Source organism: Chryseobacterium cucumeris, assembly GCF_001593385.1.
GTDB lineage: Bacteria > Bacteroidota > Bacteroidia > Flavobacteriales > Weeksellaceae > Chryseobacterium > Chryseobacterium cucumeris.
The window spans coordinates 47,402-67,514 of sequence record NZ_LUVZ01000012.1 but is presented as its reverse complement, the minus strand read 5'-3'; the positions used below and the strand labels follow the sequence as shown (position 1 = coordinate 67,514).

At 36.6% G+C, this 20,113-nt stretch carries 16 protein-coding genes; 10 read left to right on the top strand and 6 right to left on the bottom strand.

Translation table 11 applies throughout. From position 1 onward, the window contains the following. Nucleotides 1-38: 38 nt before the first annotated feature. Both A1704_RS09160 and A1704_RS09155 read left to right on the top strand, forming a co-directional pair. Nucleotides 39-1,454: an aminotransferase-like domain-containing protein gene (locus tag A1704_RS09160; RefSeq protein ID WP_062672681.1), complete on the top strand. Its 1,416-nt coding sequence runs from the start codon at nucleotides 39-41 to the stop codon at nucleotides 1,452-1,454. 14 nt (nucleotides 1,455-1,468) lie between these two features. Continuing rightward, nucleotides 1,469-1,951 (top strand): GNAT family N-acetyltransferase, encoded by a 483-nt coding sequence (locus A1704_RS09155; protein WP_062672679.1) that lies wholly within the window; start codon nucleotides 1,469-1,471, stop codon nucleotides 1,949-1,951. A 74-nt stretch (nucleotides 1,952-2,025) separates the two neighbouring features. Here A1704_RS09155 and A1704_RS09150 read toward each other — a convergent pair whose 3' ends face one another. The 6 genes from A1704_RS09150 to A1704_RS09125 all read right to left on the bottom strand — a co-directional run bounded on the left by A1704_RS09150 (nucleotide 2,026) and on the right by A1704_RS09125 (nucleotide 11,332). Beyond that, complete coding sequence (locus A1704_RS09150; protein WP_062672676.1) at nucleotides 2,026-3,879, bottom strand: LamG-like jellyroll fold domain-containing protein; 1,854 nt, start codon at nucleotides 3,877-3,879, stop codon at nucleotides 2,026-2,028. A gap of 404 nt (nucleotides 3,880-4,283) precedes the next feature. Then, nucleotides 4,284-4,952 carry an HAD-IA family hydrolase gene (locus A1704_RS09145; RefSeq protein ID WP_062673735.1) on the bottom strand — a complete coding sequence of 223 codons (669 nt, stop codon included), beginning with the start codon at nucleotides 4,950-4,952 and terminating at the stop codon, nucleotides 4,284-4,286. 7 nt (nucleotides 4,953-4,959) lie between these two features. Then, nucleotides 4,960-6,114, bottom strand: a complete 1,155-nt coding sequence (locus A1704_RS09140) for a TIGR03364 family FAD-dependent oxidoreductase (protein ID WP_062672673.1) — start codon at nucleotides 6,112-6,114, stop codon at nucleotides 4,960-4,962. Nucleotides 6,115-6,125: 11 nt separating this feature from the next. Beyond that, entirely contained in the window at nucleotides 6,126-7,424 is a 1,299-nt protein-coding gene (locus A1704_RS09135) for a DUF5690 family protein (RefSeq protein WP_062672672.1), read from the bottom strand. 9 nt (nucleotides 7,425-7,433) lie between these two features. Then, nucleotides 7,434-10,259 carry a TonB-dependent receptor gene (locus tag A1704_RS09130; RefSeq protein WP_062672670.1) on the bottom strand — a complete coding sequence of 942 codons (2,826 nt, stop codon included), beginning with the start codon at nucleotides 10,257-10,259 and terminating at the stop codon, nucleotides 7,434-7,436. 503 nt (nucleotides 10,260-10,762) lie between these two features. Continuing rightward, entirely contained in the window at nucleotides 10,763-11,332 is a 570-nt protein-coding gene (locus tag A1704_RS09125) for a helix-turn-helix domain-containing protein (protein ID WP_082798748.1), read from the bottom strand. A gap of 178 nt (nucleotides 11,333-11,510) precedes the next feature. Between A1704_RS09125 and A1704_RS09120 the strand changes: the two genes are divergently transcribed. The 8 genes from A1704_RS09120 (at nucleotide 11,511) to A1704_RS09085 (ending at nucleotide 20,111) form a co-directional block, all read left to right on the top strand. Next, entirely contained in the window at nucleotides 11,511-12,218 is a 708-nt protein-coding gene (locus tag A1704_RS09120) for a response regulator transcription factor (protein ID WP_062673733.1), read from the top strand. Nucleotides 12,219-12,221: 3 nt separating this feature from the next. Further along, nucleotides 12,222-13,634, top strand: coding sequence for a sensor histidine kinase (locus tag A1704_RS09115; protein ID WP_062672666.1), 1,413 nt, complete (start codon nucleotides 12,222-12,224; stop codon nucleotides 13,632-13,634). 233 nt (nucleotides 13,635-13,867) lie between these two features. Next, a complete protein-coding gene (locus A1704_RS09110; protein ID WP_062672664.1) occupies nucleotides 13,868-14,362 on the top strand; it encodes a hypothetical protein in 495 nt (164 codons plus the stop codon). Between the two features lie 30 nt (nucleotides 14,363-14,392). Further along, the gene (locus tag A1704_RS09105; protein ID WP_062672662.1) at nucleotides 14,393-15,220 is read left to right on the top strand and encodes a YoaK family protein; all 828 of its coding nucleotides are present in this window, start codon (nucleotides 14,393-14,395) and stop codon (nucleotides 15,218-15,220) included. Nucleotides 15,221-15,536: 316 nt separating this feature from the next. Continuing rightward, nucleotides 15,537-17,333 (top strand): DNA mismatch repair endonuclease MutL, encoded by a 1,797-nt coding sequence (gene mutL, locus A1704_RS09100; protein WP_062672660.1) that lies wholly within the window; start codon nucleotides 15,537-15,539, stop codon nucleotides 17,331-17,333. Between the two features lie 5 nt (nucleotides 17,334-17,338). After that, nucleotides 17,339-18,067, top strand: coding sequence for a rhomboid family intramembrane serine protease (locus tag A1704_RS09095; RefSeq protein ID WP_062672658.1), 729 nt, complete (start codon nucleotides 17,339-17,341; stop codon nucleotides 18,065-18,067). Nucleotides 18,068-18,076: 9 nt separating this feature from the next. Beyond that, nucleotides 18,077-19,066 (top strand): endonuclease/exonuclease/phosphatase family protein, encoded by a 990-nt coding sequence (locus A1704_RS09090; protein ID WP_065119591.1) that lies wholly within the window; start codon nucleotides 18,077-18,079, stop codon nucleotides 19,064-19,066. 73 nt (nucleotides 19,067-19,139) lie between these two features. Next, entirely contained in the window at nucleotides 19,140-20,111 is a 972-nt protein-coding gene (locus A1704_RS09085; RefSeq protein ID WP_062672656.1) for an endonuclease/exonuclease/phosphatase family protein, read from the top strand. The last annotated feature ends 2 nt before the right edge of the window (nucleotides 20,112-20,113 follow it).

Genomic DNA, 20,113 nt, shown 5'->3' with positions numbered 1-20,113 from the left:
CAGGATAAAATTGTACATTTACTTAAAACCCGGATTCTATGTCTAAAGATGTTCTGTACCTTAAAATAGCCAATTCTGTCACAGAGCAGATTAAAAGTGAAACTCTGCAGTTTGGGGACAGGCTTCCTTCATTGCGAAGTGCCCAGAAATTATATAATGTAAGTCTGAATACCATAAAACAGGCGTATATGGAACTCGAAAGCCGTTCGCTGGTAGAATCACGTCCGAAATATGGATATTATGTAAGCCAGACTTCCCAGCGAAAACTGGCGCTGCCTTCTGTGACACAGATGAAGGTTTCTGAAGGTAAAAATACCCCTCAGGATTTGATTGACAAGGTGTTCGGAAGTATCGGAGGAACAGATGTTACACAATTTGCTCTTGGAATTCCGGGGAAAAGTCTTCTTCCGGTAGCTAAGATGAAAAAATGCATGATTGATGTGATGAAAAGGAAAAGTGACAGCGGAACCAACTACGAACCCGTGCAGGGAAGCGAAGTGCTGCGCCGGGAAATTGCCAAATGGTCAATGGTTATGGAAGGGAAAATCACAGAAGATGATCTGGTCATCACTTCCGGAGCGATGAATGCCGTTTATAATTGCTTAATGGCCGTGACGCAACCGGGAGATTCGGTGGCAGTGGAAAGCCCTGTGTATTTTGGAATTCTTCAGGCCATTCAATTATTGGGATTGAAAGCAGTAGAAATTCCTACGCATCCTATTACAGGAGTGGATCTGGATGCTCTAAAGAAAGTGCTTCCAAAGCTGTCTGCATGTTGTTTTGTGGTAAATTATAATAATCCACTAGGATTTCAGATGCCGGATGAAAACAAAAGAGAATTGGTTAAAATGCTTACCGAACACAATGTTCCTTTGGTAGAAGATGATGTCTACGGAAACATCTATTTCGGAGCAGGAAGACCAAAGCCTTGTAAGTTTTATGATGAAGCAGGAATTGTGATGTGGGTAGGCTCGGTTTCCAAAACATTGGCTCCGGGATTTAGAGTAGGATGGGTAGCACCTGGAAAATTTAAAGAGAAAATTATTCGCCAAAAACTGGTTCAGACGGTGAGCGGACCTTCTTTGTTTTCAGATGTGATTGCAGATTTTCTTGCCCACGGACGCTATGATCATCATCTTAGAATGTTTAGAAAAAAATTATACGCCAACTACCTTCAGATCCAGAAATCGGTGATTGAATATTTTCCGGATAATACCAAAATCTCAGAATCCAAAGGCGGTTTTATGCTCTGGCTGGAACTGGATAAGAGAATATGCACAGAAGATCTTTATGATTTGGCGGTCAGCCAGAAAGTAAACTTTGCCCCGGGAAGGATGTTTTCGCAATATAATCAGTATCAGAACTGTATGCGCCTGAATTATGCATTAGAATGGACAGACAGAGTGGAAAGTGATCTGGAAAAGCTGGGAAAAATGATAAAAAACAGAATTTAATAAACCTTATAGTGATGAATGATATCAAGAATGAAGTAAAAATTATAGCGTATGAACCTCAGTATAAAGAAGCCTTCAAAGCTTTAAATGAAGAATGGATCAAAACATTTTTTGTAATGGAAGCGGGAGATTATAAACTGCTGGATCATCCGGAAGAAGAGATTTTAAATAAAGGAGGACATATAGCCTTTGCTTTGCTGGATGGAGAAGTTGTAGGAACCTGCGCATTGGTAAAAACGGAAGATCATCCTCTTACTTTTGAGCTGTCAAAGATGGCAGTAAGTCCTAAAGCTCAGGGAAAAAAAATAGGCTATCTGCTGGGAAATGCTCTAGTGGAAAAAGCAAAAGAATTAAAGGCAGAAAAAGTTTTTCTAGTTACCAACTCTATCCTTGTTCCGGCTATTAAGTTGTACGAAAAGCTGGGCTTTATCCATATCCCTATCGGTCATGCTGAGTACGACCGTGCAGATGTCAGAATGGAGTTGATCTTTGCATAAACAAAAAAATATTAGAACTCGGATAGGAATATCCTTGTTCTAATATCAAATTTAAATCTAATTGCTTTACTGTTTTATTTCTTGATGAATGTCTTGGTCAGTGCTTTTTTGCTTCCGTTGATTTTAATGAAATACACCCCAGCCGGAAGATTTCCGATATTGATTTTTTCATCGTAAAAACCTCTTGAAGACTTTAAATGGGTTGTTAAAACATTTGATCCTTTACTGTCGATGATTTCTGCTTTAATTTCCTTATCCTCAGATTGATACTGGATTCCAAGGAATGTTGAAACTGGATTAGGATAAATTTTAAAATCTTCAATGATTGCTTTCGTTTCTTTTGCTGCCAATATTTCTTTGGAACATGCCGGAATTCTATTCACTCCATCTATTCCCCATGAAGACTGTACCGGAATACAAAGCCAGTTCAATACCGTAGGGAAATGATCCGTTTCTCTTGTCGTTGAGGTGTAATCATACACTTTAAAATTATTCACTATACCCGCATTATAAGTAGGAGAACCTGTCACAGTCATATGATTGGCGTTTGGACCAGAGTCTGTCAATGTAGTTCCTGAAGTTCCATTACACTTCCAGTTGGCTAATAATTGAGAATAATAAGGATGTGAAGTTGTAATATCCTGGTTCGCCCAATTCACGATAACATCATTGGGAAGAGCCGATTTCCAGATTCTTACATCTTTATAAGAAGCCGCCAGATTAATTCCGTAAGCATTGGTTCCATCCTGATTTAAACTCAAAGGAAGCCCGGAATCAATATTTCCGATGGTATTCATTTTAGCAAAAGTTACCGGAACACCATCTTCGTACAATGTTACAAGGCCATCTCTGTCAAAGCTTGCCGCAATATGTTTCCACTTATTTGTTTCCACTTTTCCGCCTACCAGGTCAATTCTGTTCGTTCCATCTCCAATATTCATTTTGAAAGTCTGTCCTGAATATCCTGAGAACACAAATCCTTTATTTTTCCCATTAGCCCAGTTTTTATTACTGATCATCACCGGATCACTGGAGTAAGCTGCATTAGGCTTTACCCAAAACTCGATGGTGAAATCCTGGTTAGCTCCAAAATTAAAAGGAGTCTGGCTTGCTGGCTTTGCATAAGTTCCTGCCGGGAAGTTCAATTGATTGAATGTTTTATTGGATTCCAGAACAGTTTTGCTGATCTGCTGAGGAATAAATCCAGGATTGGAATACACCGTGAAAATATTTCTTTCGGTAAGATTTCCACCTCCATGAGAACTTTCGATCGCTCCATGATCTGTGGTTAATACAACCAGCCAGTCTTCATTATTATAAGAAGGTCTGTTTTTCATTGCAGTCACAATTTCTCCAATATAAGAGTCTGTAGTCTTAATAGAATTGACATATTGAGAAACAGTGGATGAGAATCCATAAGAATGTCCGGCATGGTCTACATCATCAAAATCTACAAAGAGAATATCCGGATTATCATTCTGTAAAGCTGTAAGAGCTGCATTTTTCACTGCAAGATCCGTTGCGAGATTACTTTTTACATCAGCGGTTTGAATGATTTTGTCGTTAATAGGTGACCAATGAGCCAGAGAAATGGTTCTTAGTGCGGGATTATAAGTCTCTGCTCTGGTTAAAAAATCAGGGTAGTTGACATAGTTCGGGCTGGTAAAGTTATTGTCCTGAACATTGTGTTTGGTGTGCCATACGCCTGTAAGCATGGTGCTCCATCCGTTTCCGCTCCAGGTAGTAGCAGCGCAAAGCCCGTCAATAGAATAAATAGACTGACTAATGAGGTTTTGGATGTTGGGAGTTGGGGTAGACATCATGACATCTGCACGGCATCCGTCAATACCGATAAAAAGAACTTTTTTGGTCTGAGCTCCAAGGAAACAGCTTATAACAACAGCCATTGAGAATAGTTTTGTTTTCATGGGGAAAAGGGTTTTTAGAATTGTGAAAGTTTACAAATAGTAATTTATTTTTAACTATTGTAAAATTAGTTTACTATTTGTAAAAATTTATGAACGGAAAGTTAATTAATTGATAATTAAAAAGATCACCGAAAAAAGCTTAGATATTAACCACAAAAGCCACAAAAGAAAAATGACTCTGTTTATTTTAAGTTACATGCTTTGTGAATAGAGATCAAAAAAGGTTTCTGAATATGTCGGTTATAACAATTACCTAATGATCCGTACTACATTCCCATCCTCCGGAGGGCTGTCGAAAATTCAAAGAATTTTTGACGGGGCGGTAAAAACACAAACATTTCCAATAGAAAAACCATGGAAACATTTGTGTCAAGAAGTATTTAAAAATAATCTGAAAAAATGGATTAAAGGATTCCCTCAGCTTCAGAAATCGTATTCAGAATATAATCAGGAGCTGCCTTTTCAAGCTCTGATTTACTCTGAGCTCCGGAAAGTACCGCTACTGTTAATCCACAGCCTGCATTTTTGCCCTCTTCAATATCAATCACAGAATCACCTGCCTTTAAAACTTTATGAGCTTCAGTAATATTGAATTTCTTCATTGCAAGATGAATCATTTCAGGACTTGGACGGCTTTCTGAAACATCATCAGCAGTAATCAAAGCATCAAAATGAATACTTTCTTTCCAGTTGAGTTTATCTAAAAGCTGGTGGGCGATTTCTGAGGTATACCCTGTATTTAAAACAATTTTTTTGTTTTGAGACCTCATATTCAATAAGAAATCTTGCGTTCCGTTGATGGGTTTTACATCCAGATTTTGATAAGATTCTTTCAGCTGGTCAGAAAAATTCTCAAAAATAGCAGGAGCATCTTCTTCGTTCCCATTGATTTCTTTTAAAAGACTTGTGATCGCTTCCAGTTTTTCCATTCCGGCACAGCTGGATAATACTTTTTCCAGGCTTACTGCGTAGCCGTAATCATTTACAGCATTGGTAAGTGTTTTGTAGACTACGTTATCTTCATCAATTGTTGTTCCGGCCATATCCAGAACGAGTAATTCTATATTTTTCATTTGAATTTTATGCGTAAATTTTTTCAATATTAAATTTGGAAAAGCCACCGCTTCCCGTCATTCCTTTTCCTCCGATCCCTGTTACAATATGAATATTGGCAGATGGGCTGTGCTCAAAAATATCTTTTGTTTTGCACTGGGAATAGATTCCGAACCATCTCCTCTGAATTTCATACGTAGGAAGATCAATAATTTTCTTAGCCTCATGAATCATGAATTCATCAATCTCCATATTAAGGTCATACCCCAAATCATCGGCATTTTTGGCATCTGCATATTCGTGAGAATCTCCTATGATTACAGAACCGTCAAGAGCCTGTTTGAATAAAATATGAACTCCGTATTTCTTCTCAAACGAATTAGGATCTTCTAAAGCCTTGATTTTCTTAAAAGAAGGACATTCGCTGAAAGATTCATACCTTCTTACAGAAAGTCCAGTAAGGATATTTCCCTGAAGTGAATAGATTCCTTGTGGTTTGGTCTGAAGCATCTGCAGCTTACTCACTTCCAGATCACTGTCATTGAATATGTTAGGGTATAAAGTTTTAAACTCATGCCCGCCGCAAATCACGATTTTGGAAGCGTTAAATTCCGTTCCATCAGCCGTTACCGCTGTACATTTCTGATCATCTTCATGGGTTTCCAGTACAGATGTATTGTAGAAGATCTGTAATCCCATTTTTTCCTGAAGCAGCTTGTGAAGCTTTACAATCATATCTGCAGAATCTACGGAAAGTTCCTGAGGAAAAAACAGACCTCCTTTGCAATAGTCTGAACGAAGACCATCAAACTTCTTGATGCAGTCGTTCTTAGATAATAAAACAGATTCATAATCATTATTTCTGTTGATTTCATATAGCTCTTCAATCAGTTGAAGCTCTTCATCATTGGAAGCAATATAGATGGAACCATTTTGTCTGATGGTAAGGTCTGCCTGATCATGAAGTTCATTGTAGATGGTAAGGCTTTCTCTACCGAAGTTTTGCCATTTAAGATCCATTCCGGAAGGTACTACCTGTCCGAAATTTCTTACCGTGGCACCCTGAGGAACAGAATTCCTTTCCAGTAAAGCTACCTTAAGGTTTTTCTTCAGTGCATGATAAGCATGGAATGTTCCTAAAATTCCACCTCCTACAACGAGTAAATCAAATTTTGTTGTCATTGTACTATAGTTTATAAAATTTTCGACGTATCGAAATTGATGAATTGATTAGATTTAGAGTTGGGTTTTGACTTTTTTCTGAAAGCCAGAAAAGCAATCACGGAAAGAACGAAAACCGCTATGGTAATGATATAATTTAAGTGGATATAAAAATGCAACCAGGAAGTCTTGGCCGAGCCAAAGTTTTTATACAAAAGAATCAGAACACTTCCCAGATAACCAAAAGAATCTACAATATAGATCAGAAAACCAACATTTCCCTTAATTTCAAAAGCGGCAATCATCCGGTCAAAATAAATTCCATTGAAAGGAATATAGCAAATGTACATTCCGAAGCCTGAAACCGTCATCCATAAAAAAGGTGACAGAGAACCATGCTGAAACAGATACGTAGAAAGCCCTACCGTAAGAATTCCCATAAAAAGAATGTAATGATAATAGGCAAATGCCTTTTTATTGTTCTTTACTTTTACCATAAAGCTTAAAATTACCAGAACCATTACGGCGATAGGAATTTCCGTTAAAGTGAAAATAGAACTGTCAAAAGTAAAGTTCAGTCCGTCCCAGATTTCACGATTAAAATTATCTCTGAAATCCCTTAAAACGGTTAAACTGATATATAAAAATATGATGCACACAATTGGAACAAAAAACTGTTGGATCAGGGCTTTTCTTTCTTTACCATTCAACGGTTGTCTCTTATTTTTAAGCAAAATATCTTCTTCTGAAGGTTTGGGAATTCTTTCAAGCAATAATCCGAAAAGAATCAGAGGAATAATGAAAATAAGTCCGGCTGAAAAAGGCATCCAGAATTCTGAAATGGAAAAAGTATCCATCAGAAATTTTCCTACAGATTTTGTAAAACCTGAAGAAACCACAAAGCTTGAACATAAAAATAATCCTATGATTTCGGTGGTTTTTCGTCCTTCAATATAAGAGAAAACAATTCCCCAGATCATTCCCAGCGGAATACCATTAATAAACATGAAGAGAATATTGTAAGGAGCAGGAACGGCTGCAAATCCTAATAAAGAAAGCTCAGCAATAGCAATGAAAGTAAAGAGATAAGCGATTCGTTTCTCAGGTTTCAATTCCGAAATAAATTTGATCCCGATGAATTTTGAGATAAAATATCCAATAGCTTGGACAATGATAATCAGAATCTTATAATCTACTCCGAAATAGGAAAGCCCTTCGAAGGAAGCTACGGTAAAAGGTTTCCTGAAACCGTACATGCAGAAGTAAACACCGAAAGCAGCAAATGCGGCCTTCAGTGTTACCAGTGTTTTTTTATTGATGGTTCTGGCCATGGTAATGGTTTAGAAGTTCAGTTTTATTCCAAGATTGAAACGTACTCCATAATATTCCACCTGTTCAGGACGGTCTTCGCTTTTTCCGAAGTGGTAAATCAGTGGTTTGTTCAGAATATTATTCACATCCGCATACAAAGTCAGATATTTGGTAAATTGATAAGAACCTCCGAAATCCAGATTGCTGTATTTACCATAATAAGAATCATTGATATCCTCCTCAGCGTATTCTACAGCATACTTTCCTTTGTAGTTATAAGCCAGTCTTGCATTGAATCCTTTTTTCTCAAAGAAAAGCTGCGCATTGTACAATTCTTTTGCCTGGTAGGGAAGTGCTACCGTTCTTCCGCCTGGCTTTTCCATTTCGGAAGTCATGAAGGTGGCATTCAATTGTACTCCAAAGTATTGTAAAAGCCCTGGAAGGAAGTCAAATCTTTTATTAATTCCCAACTCAACTCCTCCTAACCATGCTGCTTTCCCATTATTAGGAGCTGTGAATTGTACGCCATTGATTCCGTTGTAATTTCCGATAAAAGAGTCCTGGAAAATAGGATCAGTAATCGATTTATAGAAAACACCGCCACTCAGAATCCCTACGTTGGAAAAATAATATTCTCCCATCAGGTCAAAATTCAAAGAATAGGTAGGATTAAGATTTGGGTTTCCCCCTTTGAACTCGTTATCTGCTTCAATATAAGTTCCGCCCGGAGTAAGATCTCCGAAATTAGGTCTTGAGAAAGTTCTTGTCGCAGCAAAACGAAGATTGGTTTTATCGTTTAACGTATATTTTAAATGAATCATTGGGAGAACAGCCAGATAGTTTTTAGTATTTTCTACCGGTGTCAGTACGTTATCATTCACGCTGTATCCTCTTACTTTAGTATTGGTATTGGATAACCTGATTCCTCCTAAAATGATGATTTTATCATTCAGTTTATAGGTTGCCATTCCGTAAGCATCTGCATGTTTTTCAAACACATCAAAGTTTCTTCCTAATGCTTTATTATATTGCAATGCTTCGGAATCAGCAGTATTGATTTTTAAATTTCCCTGGTTGTCATACCAAAACTGGTTCATTCCTGTGGTTGAAAGTACCGGACCAAAAGTATTGCCGATATGGGCATTCATTTCACTTAAATATTTCGGTCCGTTGGGCTGTGTTGTGAGATATTGTGAATAATCTGATAGAAGAGGGGCTGTTCCACTGCTCCAGTTGTAGAAAATATCGGAGAATTTTGCATTACGTTCTTTATCTCTGTATTTAAAACCATATTTTAAAGTCAGTTTATCAGAAGCATTGATCTCATGGTTGAAAGCCGCTACGATTTTATCCTTTTCCTCCACAAAGACTTTATATAATTCAAGATCTGTAAATCTCATCTGAGAAGCATCCATTTTAAAGTTCTGGTCACTGTAGAAACCAAATAAAGCATCCGGATTTTTATAATCTAATTTTCCACCGTCAGCTTTCCAATATGCTCTCGGACCATTTCCATGATTTGAAATATAATCAGGATTGATGCCTACTCCTGATTGAGTGTACTTGATGACGTAGTAAGAATTGTTCTGTTTATCAGGAATATTGCCGTACTTAAATTTGTTGTCATAATAAGAGAGATCCCAGTCGATTTTCCCTTTATTTAAGTTATGAACTGCTCCCAAAGAAACAGAAGTAAGTTCTGTTATCAGTAAATTGTGGATATTCTGGAGCTCTACTCTTGCTGTATTATTAGCACTGCTGAATTTATCAAAACGGATTCTGTGTTTATAGTGGGTTTCGTCATCCGATAAAGTACCATACATTCCTTTTAAATAGAAGGTTGTTTTTGGAGATAATACATATTCAAAAGCGGTATTGATCCCTGTTGTTTTTCTGACTCCGTTATAATCACGAAGTTCCAGTCTGAAAACTCCTTCATCGCCACTTCTTCTAGCCTCAAAATTATCTGTAGACCAGTTTCTTATGAAATGCGCAAAGTTGAATAAATACCCGAACTTTTTATCCTTCGTTCTTCCCCCATACAAAAATCCAAGATTGTAAACTCCTTTATCAGACTTTGCATTATAACCGCTTCCCACAGTAGCTTTGAACTCTGTTTTCATCGGTGGAGTTTTGGTGATAAAATTGACACCGCCGCCTATTCCGTCAGCTTCCATATCTGGGGTAAAAGACTTGTTTACATGTACATAGGAGATCAGTTCTGTAGGAAAGAAATCAAATGCCGTAGCTCTGGAAGTCGTTTCTTCCTCTGCGGTGGGAAGTCTGTTTCCATTAATGGTTGTGGATGCCCAGAATGGCGGAAGTCCTCTCAGGGAAACAAATCTTCCTTCTCCCTGGTCTCTTTCAATAGAAACTCCCTGCACACGCTGTACGGTTTCTGCTGCATTTCTGTCCGGTAGCTTTCCGATTCCGTCAGAAGCGATGACATTGGTGATATTAATGGCATTTTTCTGAAGGTTTAAAGCTCTCGCTTCCGTATTTTTTAACGTTCCGGTAACGACAATTTCATCAATATTTTTTCTCGGTTGGGATAGTTTAATAATTCCTAAGTCAACCGTTTGTTCCGGTTTAAGATCTACATTGATATCTGAAGATTCATAACCGATGTAGCTGATTTGTAGAGTGTACTGGCCTTCTTTGATATCATTGATGGCAAATTTCCCTTCAATATCAGTCGTTATATTTTTAGATAAGCCTTTTATTTTGACTGTGGCCCCGGGGAGAGGCTGGCTGTCGTCAAGCACAGTTCCTATAATTAACTGTTTCTGCGCTGTAACAAAGACTATGAAACAGACAAAAACAAGGGTGAATAATTTCTCTAAATTTGTTTTCATTTTTACATATATTAAATTTTTTATGCAAATCACGCTAATAATTTTAATATATATAAATATTTTGTATTAAGTATTGTTTAACAAATAAGCCCGGTTTGTTACGCTTTTTTTACTTTAAAACCAATAGGAGTTAACCTTTAAAAATTCGGGAAAACAAGCTTTGAAGTGAATGTTTCAACGTTTTTAGTAAATATTTACCATAAATAATAAGAATTGAAATCAGTTGAAAATGGGCCTTTTTTAATTCATATTTCGTTCATCTTGGAAGAAAACAGGAAAATGAAAGTTGCATATTTGTAAACTTTTGTATTGCCTGAAAATCAGAAATTAAAGGATAATGATTAAAGTAGATGATATTTTAGACACTAAGTTTTATGATTGAAACAGTATGTTTTTAAGGAATCAAAGGCTGCTACTTGTCGCTGATGAAGCGTTGCATACACTTGGACTGAATCTATTCTTGACGTGTCATTCAGAATAACAAAAGCAAAAAAAAGAAATAGTTAAGCCGTATAAAAATAAAGAACAAGCATCAGACAGCTTTCATCACTGATGCTTACCGGAACATGAGGAAATTTTCCGTTGAAATACAAAGAATCACCCTCTTTCAAGATGACTTCTTCATTATCAATTACGTATTTTACTTCTCCTTTCAGGATATATTTGAATTCCCACGCATCCGTAATTACTTTTTCCCTTTTAGAATTGGGCTCAAGAGTTAGTAAAACAGCTTCAAAACCTAAAGAATGAAGACTCTTGCTGAAGATATGCATATACTTAAATCCTTCAGCTTCTACTTCTTTTTCAATGACTTGCTGGCTTTCTTTCGGAACATAAATGAATTTGGCGTTGGATTTTTTCTCAACCCCTTCAAAAAAATAACTGGCATCAATCTCCAGCGACTGAATCAGATCCAATAACACAGGTAGTGAAGGAATCGTTCTTCCGTTTTCAATTCTAGAAACAAGTCCGTTGCTTACATTCGCTTTGAAGGCCAGCTCATTAATGGTTAAATTATTCTTTTTTCTAATATCCTTTAATCTCTTGCCGATACCTATTAAAAAGTCATTCATACTGTGTGTAATTTAACCTGAATTATATTCAAACAAAGGTAATATTATTCCATAGAGTTTGGATACAGGAGGGAATCAATTCATTGAAAATTATTATTTGTTGCTTGCTTCCCCGGATTCTTTCACTTTTTCTCCCCAAGAAAATTTCCCTATTTTTGTAAAACTCCTTATTTCATCTATGAAAAAAATTATTCTTATCGAAGACGAAACCAGTGTGGTGTCCTTTATTAAAAAGGGACTTCAGGAAAACGGATATGAAATTTCTGTAGCTTTTGATGGGCGTACAGGAGTGCAGCTGGTGCAGGCTAATGATTTCGATCTGGTAATTTTAGACATTATGCTTCCGGAAATGAATGGTCTGGACGTGTGTAAAGAAATAAGAAAAACCAATCAGAGTGTTCCGATTTTATTTCTGACTGCTTTGGGAACTTCTGAAAACATCGTTCTCGGATTGGAAAGTGGTGGAGATGATTATCTGGTGAAGCCTTTTAAATTCATTGAACTGGTAGCCCGTGTAAAGTCTTTACTAAGGAGAAGTAACAACAACGGTCCACAGGAAATTGCCGAACCGGAGCCTGATAATGAACATGTATTCCAGTTTTCGGATCTGATGGTAAATGATTATACCAAGAAAGTAACCCGCGCCGGAGAAGAGATTTCTCTTACTTCCACAGAATATAAATTGCTGCTGTACTTCCTGAATAATCCTGAAAAAGTAATTTCAAGAGCGGAAATTCTGGATGCCGTCTGGGGCGTTAATTACGAGCTGGGAACCAATGTAGTAGATGTTTATGTAAATTATTTAAGAAAGAAACTGGATAGCCAGGACGATAATAAGTTGATTCATACCGTGATAGGGATGGGGTATGTGTTAAAAAAGACATAATGAATGTTTAACAGAGTCATTACAAATCAAACCAAAACGATGGTACTCTTGATGTTGGTTTTTACCGCCATCATTTTGCTGTTCAGTGGTTTGGTGTACTTTTCAATTGTTAATTTTTCACACCAGAGATTTTATGAACTGCTCAAGATCAGGACAGCAACGATTGTTCAGATCGAAAAAAGCAAAGATCATCTCGACCTTCCGGAAAATTATGTTCTCAACAGCCTGAATGATGAGGAACTTCCAATGGAAAAAGACTATGTTTTTGCCGTTCCTACAGATTCCAATTTCAAAAAAATATCTCAGGAAATTCATATTCCTTCATACTTCTTTAAAAATATTATCAAGGAAGGAGAGTCCAATTATAATGATGAAGAATTCTATTATATAGGACAGAGCTTCAAATATGATGATAAAGATTATATTGCTATTGCTTCTGCTAAAAACCATTATGTTGTTTATTATCTGGGTTTTTTAAAGCGAACACTGCTTACCTGCATTGTACTGTCTCTGTTCTTTAGTATGATTTTCTCTTTTTATTTATCTAAAACTTTATTCAGACCGATCTTAAAAATCACTGGAAAAGTAAAGGAGATCAGTTCTGAAAACCTTCACTTAAGACTGGAGTCTCAGCCTGATAATAAAGAACTTAACGAACTGGTGGATACTTTCAACGATATGCTCAACCGCATTGAAACTTCTTTCGAAACCCAGAATCATCTGATTGGAAATGTTTCCCACGAATTGAGAACTCCGCTTACCTCTATTATGGGAGAAGCCGATGTTGCCCTTTCTATCAGCAGAACAGCGGATGAATATAAAGAAACCCTGGGAATTATTCTGGATGAAGCCGAAAAGCTGGATAAAAAGATCAAAGCCTTACTAATGATTGCCCAAACCGGATTCGATGGGAAAATCCAGAAAATGGATAAGGTAAGAATTGATCAGTTGCTTTGGGACGTTATAGAAACGCTCAGAAGAATTGATTCCCGGAATAATATCTATCTGGATATCAGTATGCTTCCCGATAACCCGAAGAAACTGAAAGTACAAGGGAATGAGCAGTTATTGCATCTTGCAGTAGCCAATATCATCAGTAATGGCTGTAAATATTCTAATTTCCAACAGGTTAAAGTCTCTCTGGGAGCAACCAATTCGGATGTGTACATCATTGTAAAAGACAACGGTATTGGAATTCCTGAAGTGGAAATGAACAAAATCTACGACCCGTTCTTCAGGGCTTCTAATACCAATAATTATGAAGGCTACGGAATCGGACTTCCATTAGCGAGAAACATCGTAAGAATGCATCATGGTGAACTGATTGTAAGTTCGCACGAGAATCAGGGAACAACCGTACAGATGAAGTTCCCGAATTTCTATAGCATGCAGAAAGGCGAAGAGATAAACAAATAAGAATCTCTATTCTAGCATTTTTTACTCATTTTTTATTTGTTTTGTTTTGAAAAACAAATGTTTATATCTTTTTTTGATCCTGATTCTTTCCTATATTAAGGGCTCTTAACAATTTTCTAATCTCATTTTAATCTCTTTAATCACATTTTAATTCCATTCCAAAGATCTTCTAATATGGTCGTTCTAGTTTTGTATCATCAAAAAAGATAAACACAATACAAAATAATAAGAACATGACTAAAACAATTTTAATTGCAACAGATTACTCTCTTGAGTCATTGAATATATTGAAAAAAGTACTTAAAGAGAAAGATGCCGCTGAAGATCAAAACCAATATAACATTCTTCTGACTTCCGGGTATGATTCCGGAGATTCTATCAGAGATCTTTTGTTCAGTACTAAAACATCAGTTTTCAATAAAATAAGACCTACAGAATTCTGCGATGCCTTTGGAATTATCAGTAATAAATATCCTCACCTGGTTAATAAAATCATCTGTGATGTGTTTACAGGAAGTTTCCAAAGAACATTCAATCAATATGTAAAGGCGGAAAATATTGAGGAAGCTTACTATGCTCCATCTATTAAAAGCAAAGGAAAAGGCAAATTTGATCTGATTCCTTATATCAAAAAATGCAAAGAGCTGAAGTCTCATGAAATTGCCATCGAAGTAAGAGAAAAGCTTCCGGAAAGAGGAAGACTGGCAGAGATCTTTGTAGAGGTCTAAAGATTAAACACAATTTAAAAACGATTAAAAATGTTAAGAAATTATAGTAACAGCAGGACACTGGGAGACAATATCAGATTGGGGACGCTGACTGCCTTCACAGCAGGTACTATAAACATTGCTTCCCTATTGATATTTCTCTCTTTTACATCGAACGTAACGGGACACTACGCTATTTTAGCAGCGGAAATCAGTAAAGGAAACTGGACGCAGGTAGGAGTTGTAGGAGGATGGATCTTTTTGTTCTTCTTCGGAAGCTTTCTGTCCAACTTCATTGTCATCAATTTTAATAAGAAAAGTAAATATTTTGCCCATTCCATGCCCATTGTGCTGGAAATCATATGTCTCCTTTTTGTAGGTGTATACGGGCAGTTTTATTATCAGAAAACATTAGAAGAGACAGAATATCTAGTAGCATTGATGCTTTTCGCGACAGGATTGCAAAACGGTTTAACGGCAAGTATCTCCAATTTCTCTGTAAAAACAACCCACCTTACGGGAACAACTACCGACCTGGGAATTCTGGTATCCATGTTTACCCAGAAAAAATACAGGAGAAACGGAGAACTGATTGGCAGAGCAAAACTTCTGATGAGTATTATGCTTGCCTATGTAATGGGAGCTGTATTTTCAGGGTTGACATACTATTATCTGGAATTCAGAGTCTTCTATGTCATCAGTATATGTCTTCTGATTGTCATCGGGTACGATGCTTATAAAATTCATATCCGTCACTTCAACACGAAGTACAGATACAACAGGATTTACAGAAAGCCCAATATTTTTGCTTATCTGTATGAGAAAATTCACGGTATTCCTAAAAGAGAGAAGAAAAGAAAGCTTGTCTTTGAGGATTAAAATAGAAAAACACACTATTAATTTTTTGTATAAACTAGCTGTAAATGCCCTTATTTTGTTATGAAATAGGGGTGTTTTTCTGAAAAATCAACTTCTGGATCGGTATTTCTATTGTTTTTAATCATATTTTCATGTCTGTTAAAATAAAAGTTTCCGGATGAGACGCATCAACTTGCTAACGCCCTTCATTACAAACATTAAAAAAATCGGTTGGGGATAAATAGGTAAAAATGTTGATAATTAAATATTAAATCACGATTTTAGTATTTTAATTCCCGTTTCCATTGACTATTTTTGTAAGTTGATTTACGTTTTTATGTCAGATATTATTCAGCTTTTACCGGATCATGTAGCCAACCAAATTGCAGCAGGAGAGGTGGTGCAGAGGCCTGCATCCATCGTGAAAGAACTTTTGGAAAATGCTATTGATGCAGATGCAACGAAAATTGAACTGATCATCAGAGATGCCGGGAAAAACCTTATTCAGGTGGTAGATGACGGAAAAGGAATGTCTGAAACAGATGCCCGCATGGCATTTGAAAGACATGCTACCTCCAAAATCAAAGGAACAGAAGATATCTTTAAAATCGCCACAAAAGGTTTCCGTGGTGAAGCACTGGCTTCTATAGCAGCGGTTTCCCAGGTGGAGCTCAGAACGAAACAGAAAGATACTTCGATTGGAACCAATATCTATATCGAAGGAGGGATTTTCCAGTTTCAGGACCCGGTTCAGACAGCAGACGGATCAAATTTTTTAGTGAAAAATCTTTTCTATAACGTTCCTGCAAGAAGGAAGTTTTTGAAAAATAATAATATTGAATTCAGACACGTAATCGATGAATTTCAGCGTGTTGCACTAGCTCATGAAAACCTGGAGTTTTCCCTGTTCCATGATGACGAAGCTGTTTTCAGGTTGAGAAAAGGAAGCCAGATGCAGCGTATTGTGGATGTTTTCGGAAGAAAGCTTCAGCCGCTTTTAATTCCTATTAAAGAGGATATTATCTGGTGTAAACTGCATGGCTTTGTTGCCAAGCCTGAAGGTGCCAAGAAAGCAAGAGGCGAACAGTTTCTTTTTGTGAATGGGAGGTATTTCAGAAGTCCATACTTCAATAAAGCAGTACAGGAAGCTTTTGAAGGCTTGCTTCAGCCTGGATATGTGCCATCCTTTTTCCTTTTTCTGGAACTTGATCCGGAGAAAATAGATGTTAACATCCATCCACAGAAAACTGAAGTGAAATTTGAAGATGAGCATCTTATTTTTGCCTTGCTTCGTTCAACTATAAAAAGATCTTTAGGAATTTATAATGTTTCTCCAAGCCTAGATTTTGATAGAGATCCCGAACTGGATGAGATGATGAATAAGCCGATTCCCAGCAAAGGAAATGGAGGCGGGTCCAGCGGCGGGGTTTTTAAAATGCCTGAAATTATTGTAGATAAAGACTATAATCCGTTTCTGGAAGAAAAAAACGTAGTACATCCGGAGGAAATCCAGAATCTTACGGAAATGTATCATCAGAATATTACAGCAGAACCTTCAAAAATTAACCTGTTTGAAGATGAGGATTTTGATGAAGATCTGATGAGACTTCCTAATGGATACTGGCTTTTCAACAAAGGTGATGTCACCTTAATGCTGGATTTGGGAAGAATGCACAGACTATTGGTTTCTGAAGGAAATAAATCTACCAGAAAATCCAATACAAACAGTCATGCTCTTCTTTTCTCTCTGGAGTATCATATGAATGAAATTGAAAAGACAAAGTATAATTCGATAAAAAAATATCTTCCGGAATTAGGGTTTGACATGAAAATTGCTCATGAAAGTGTACTTCGAATAGATTCACTTCCTGAAGGATTGAAAGAAACCCAGGCCATGAAGTTCCTGGAAAACCTTTTTGAGATCCTCGACTACAAGACAGAAGAAGAATTTTTGCAGTATTACCATAATCAATGGAATAAAATGCAGTCGAAGTCAAGATTTGACTTTATTTATAAAAAAGATGCGGAACAACTGATTAAAGACTTTACAGCATTAGGCTTCCCGGAATTTTTACCGGACGGTAAAAGATGCTTTTATGAAGTTCCGTTTAACGACTTTAAAAACAAATTTTAAAGAATATGTTTAACAATATACCGCCCATCACAAGAAATATTATTATCATCAATGTTATAGTATTTATTGCTACTTACTTTATGGGAAACCAGATGATTGGTTACCTCGCAGGTTTTTATCCGTTCTCACCTTTTTTCCATTCGTGGCAGGTTATTACCCATATGTTCATGCATGGAAGTATCATGCATATTTTATTTAATATGATGACCCTTTTCAGCTTTGGACCAATTCTGGAGCAGACATTAGGGGATAAAAAATATTTGATTCTATACTTTGCAAGTGGCCTGGGAGCATTCTTCCTTTTTAACCTATGGAATTTTGTTGAAGTGCAGCAGCTTTCCCACGAACTGGATCAGCTGGGGTTCAATGTAAATGCTTATTTATCCGGAGCAAGTGTTGAATTTACAGGAAATACAGGTTCCATTCTTAAACAAAAAGAATTACTGGAAAGCTTTAAGGCTATTGTTGCAACACCAATGGTGGGTGCTTCCGGAGCAATTTTCGGAGTAGTAGCTGCTTTTGCTACATTGTATCCGGATGCAAAAATCGGAATTATGTTTATCCCTGTTCCTATGAAAGTAAAATATCTTTTACCAATTATTGTTGTGATTTCAATATATCTTGGGGTGTCAGGAAATGGAGGAGGCATTGCCCACCTTGCCCACGTTGGTGGTGCTTTGGTTGGATGGTTGCTGGCAAGAATTTGGAAAAAACATTTGTACCGTTTCAATTAAAATAATTTTGTGAAGATTTTCCGACTTATCGTATTAATTATCCATCTGGGAATTTTATTTCTGCTGTTGGGTACTTTATTGAACGCTTATGTTCCGCCAAAGATTTTTCCTTGGTTTAATCTGCTTTCCTTAGGTTTTCCTGTGCTTATTATAGTATATGTGATTCTTACAATTTTCTGGGTATTCAGCTGGAAAAAAAGGGCATTTGTATTTATGTTTGCTGGGTTAGCATTTATAAATCCTGTAAAACGTTGGGTTAACTATTCTGATAAGAAAGGAGGTTCCGAAATAAAAGTGGTTTCTTTCAATACCAATGCTGGGGGAAGAGGAAGTGATGCTATTGGGCCTTATCTGAACTCTCTGGATGCAGATGTTCTTCTTTTGCAGGAGGATGCAGGGATCGTATATAATTTTGATGGATACCAAAAAGCTAATCCACCTTTTGGAACAACTGTTCTGACCAAACATAAAATTATCAGTCAAAAGGTTATAGAACCACAAGATAAAAGCATTAAGGTTCCCGGTTTACAGGTTGATATAGAAATTCATGGAAGGATATATCGGTTTATTGATGTTTACCTTCATCCTTTCCGCTTCGAAAAAGATATGGTGAAGCTTAACACAAATACAGATACTAACGAAAAAAAAATAAAAGATGTTGTTAAAAGGCTGATTCCCACCTTTAAAAAACATCAGGATCAGGTCACACTTATTCGTGAAGCTATTGACAATTCTCCTTATCCTGTAATTCTAGCGGGCGATTTTAATTCTGTACCCAATTCTTACGAATATTATCATTTATCAGAAGGGCTTGAAGATGCATTTGTGGAAGCAGGAAGAGGAAGTGCAACCAGTTTTCACGATTATAAATTTCCCATTAGAATAGATTATATTTTCTCTTCCAAAACTGTAAGGGCAATATCTTATAAAGTTGACCGTTCTGTAAGTATTTCAGATCATTATCCTGTCACAGTTAAGTTTTCTACGGAAGGCAAATAATCATAAAAATAGTTAAAGTTATCTGCTTGGTAGGATTTTTGTTGAAAGAAAACCGTACCAAGACCGTTTTTTCATGAAGTCGAACCAGATATTACTATTTATACATATCGTTATTGCTGTATTGCTGTTATGCACATTGGGGAATGCATGGATTCCACCTAATATTTTAGGCAACCTGAATCTTCTGTCTCTTGGTTTTCCTTATCTGATCCTGTCACACCTGCTTCTTACACTGATCTGGATCGTAAAAAAAGAAAAAATTGCGATTGCTTTTGCACTGGGTACACTTATTTTCTACAATCCGATCAGACGATGGGTGAACTTTTCTCCCAAAACAGAAAATTTAAAAACAATACGGGATATTAAAGTATTGACTTTTAATGTGAAATACGGAGAATATGGCTGGGATAAAGTAAAAGATTATATCAAAGCACAGGATGCAGACATTATTCTGGTACAGGAAAAAGATACAAACCGTGTTATAAAACGTGATCTTATAAAATATCCGTCAGTTATTCTTAAAACTAAGCATAAAATTGTAAGACAAGCGGAACTTATTGATGAAAAGGCTCGCGGAAATTCATTCTATGCTGATATAGACATTAATGGGAAAGTAATCAGAATTATTAATGTGTATCTTGAACCCTTCAGGCTTCATAAATCGATGTTTACGAAACTTGATAAATTAGGTTTGGGAAATGTTTCAACATTGCTTTCTCATATGACACCGACCTTTCAGGCACATGAAGATCAGGTAAAAAGAATTAGAAAAATGATAGATTTATCTCCTTATCCTGTTATCCTGGCAGGAGATTTTAATTCTGTTCCTAATTCATACGAGTATTATAATCTCGGAAAAGATCTCCAGGACGCGTTCTTAGTAGCAGGAAAGGGTAGTGCAAGCAGTTTTCATGATTATAAAGTCCCGTTAAGGATTGATTATATCTTCACTTCAAAATCAATCATTCCTTTAAGCTATAAAGTAGATCAATCTGTGAAATTATCGGATCACTATCCTGTAATTGCAGAATTTCTGTTAAATTAGTT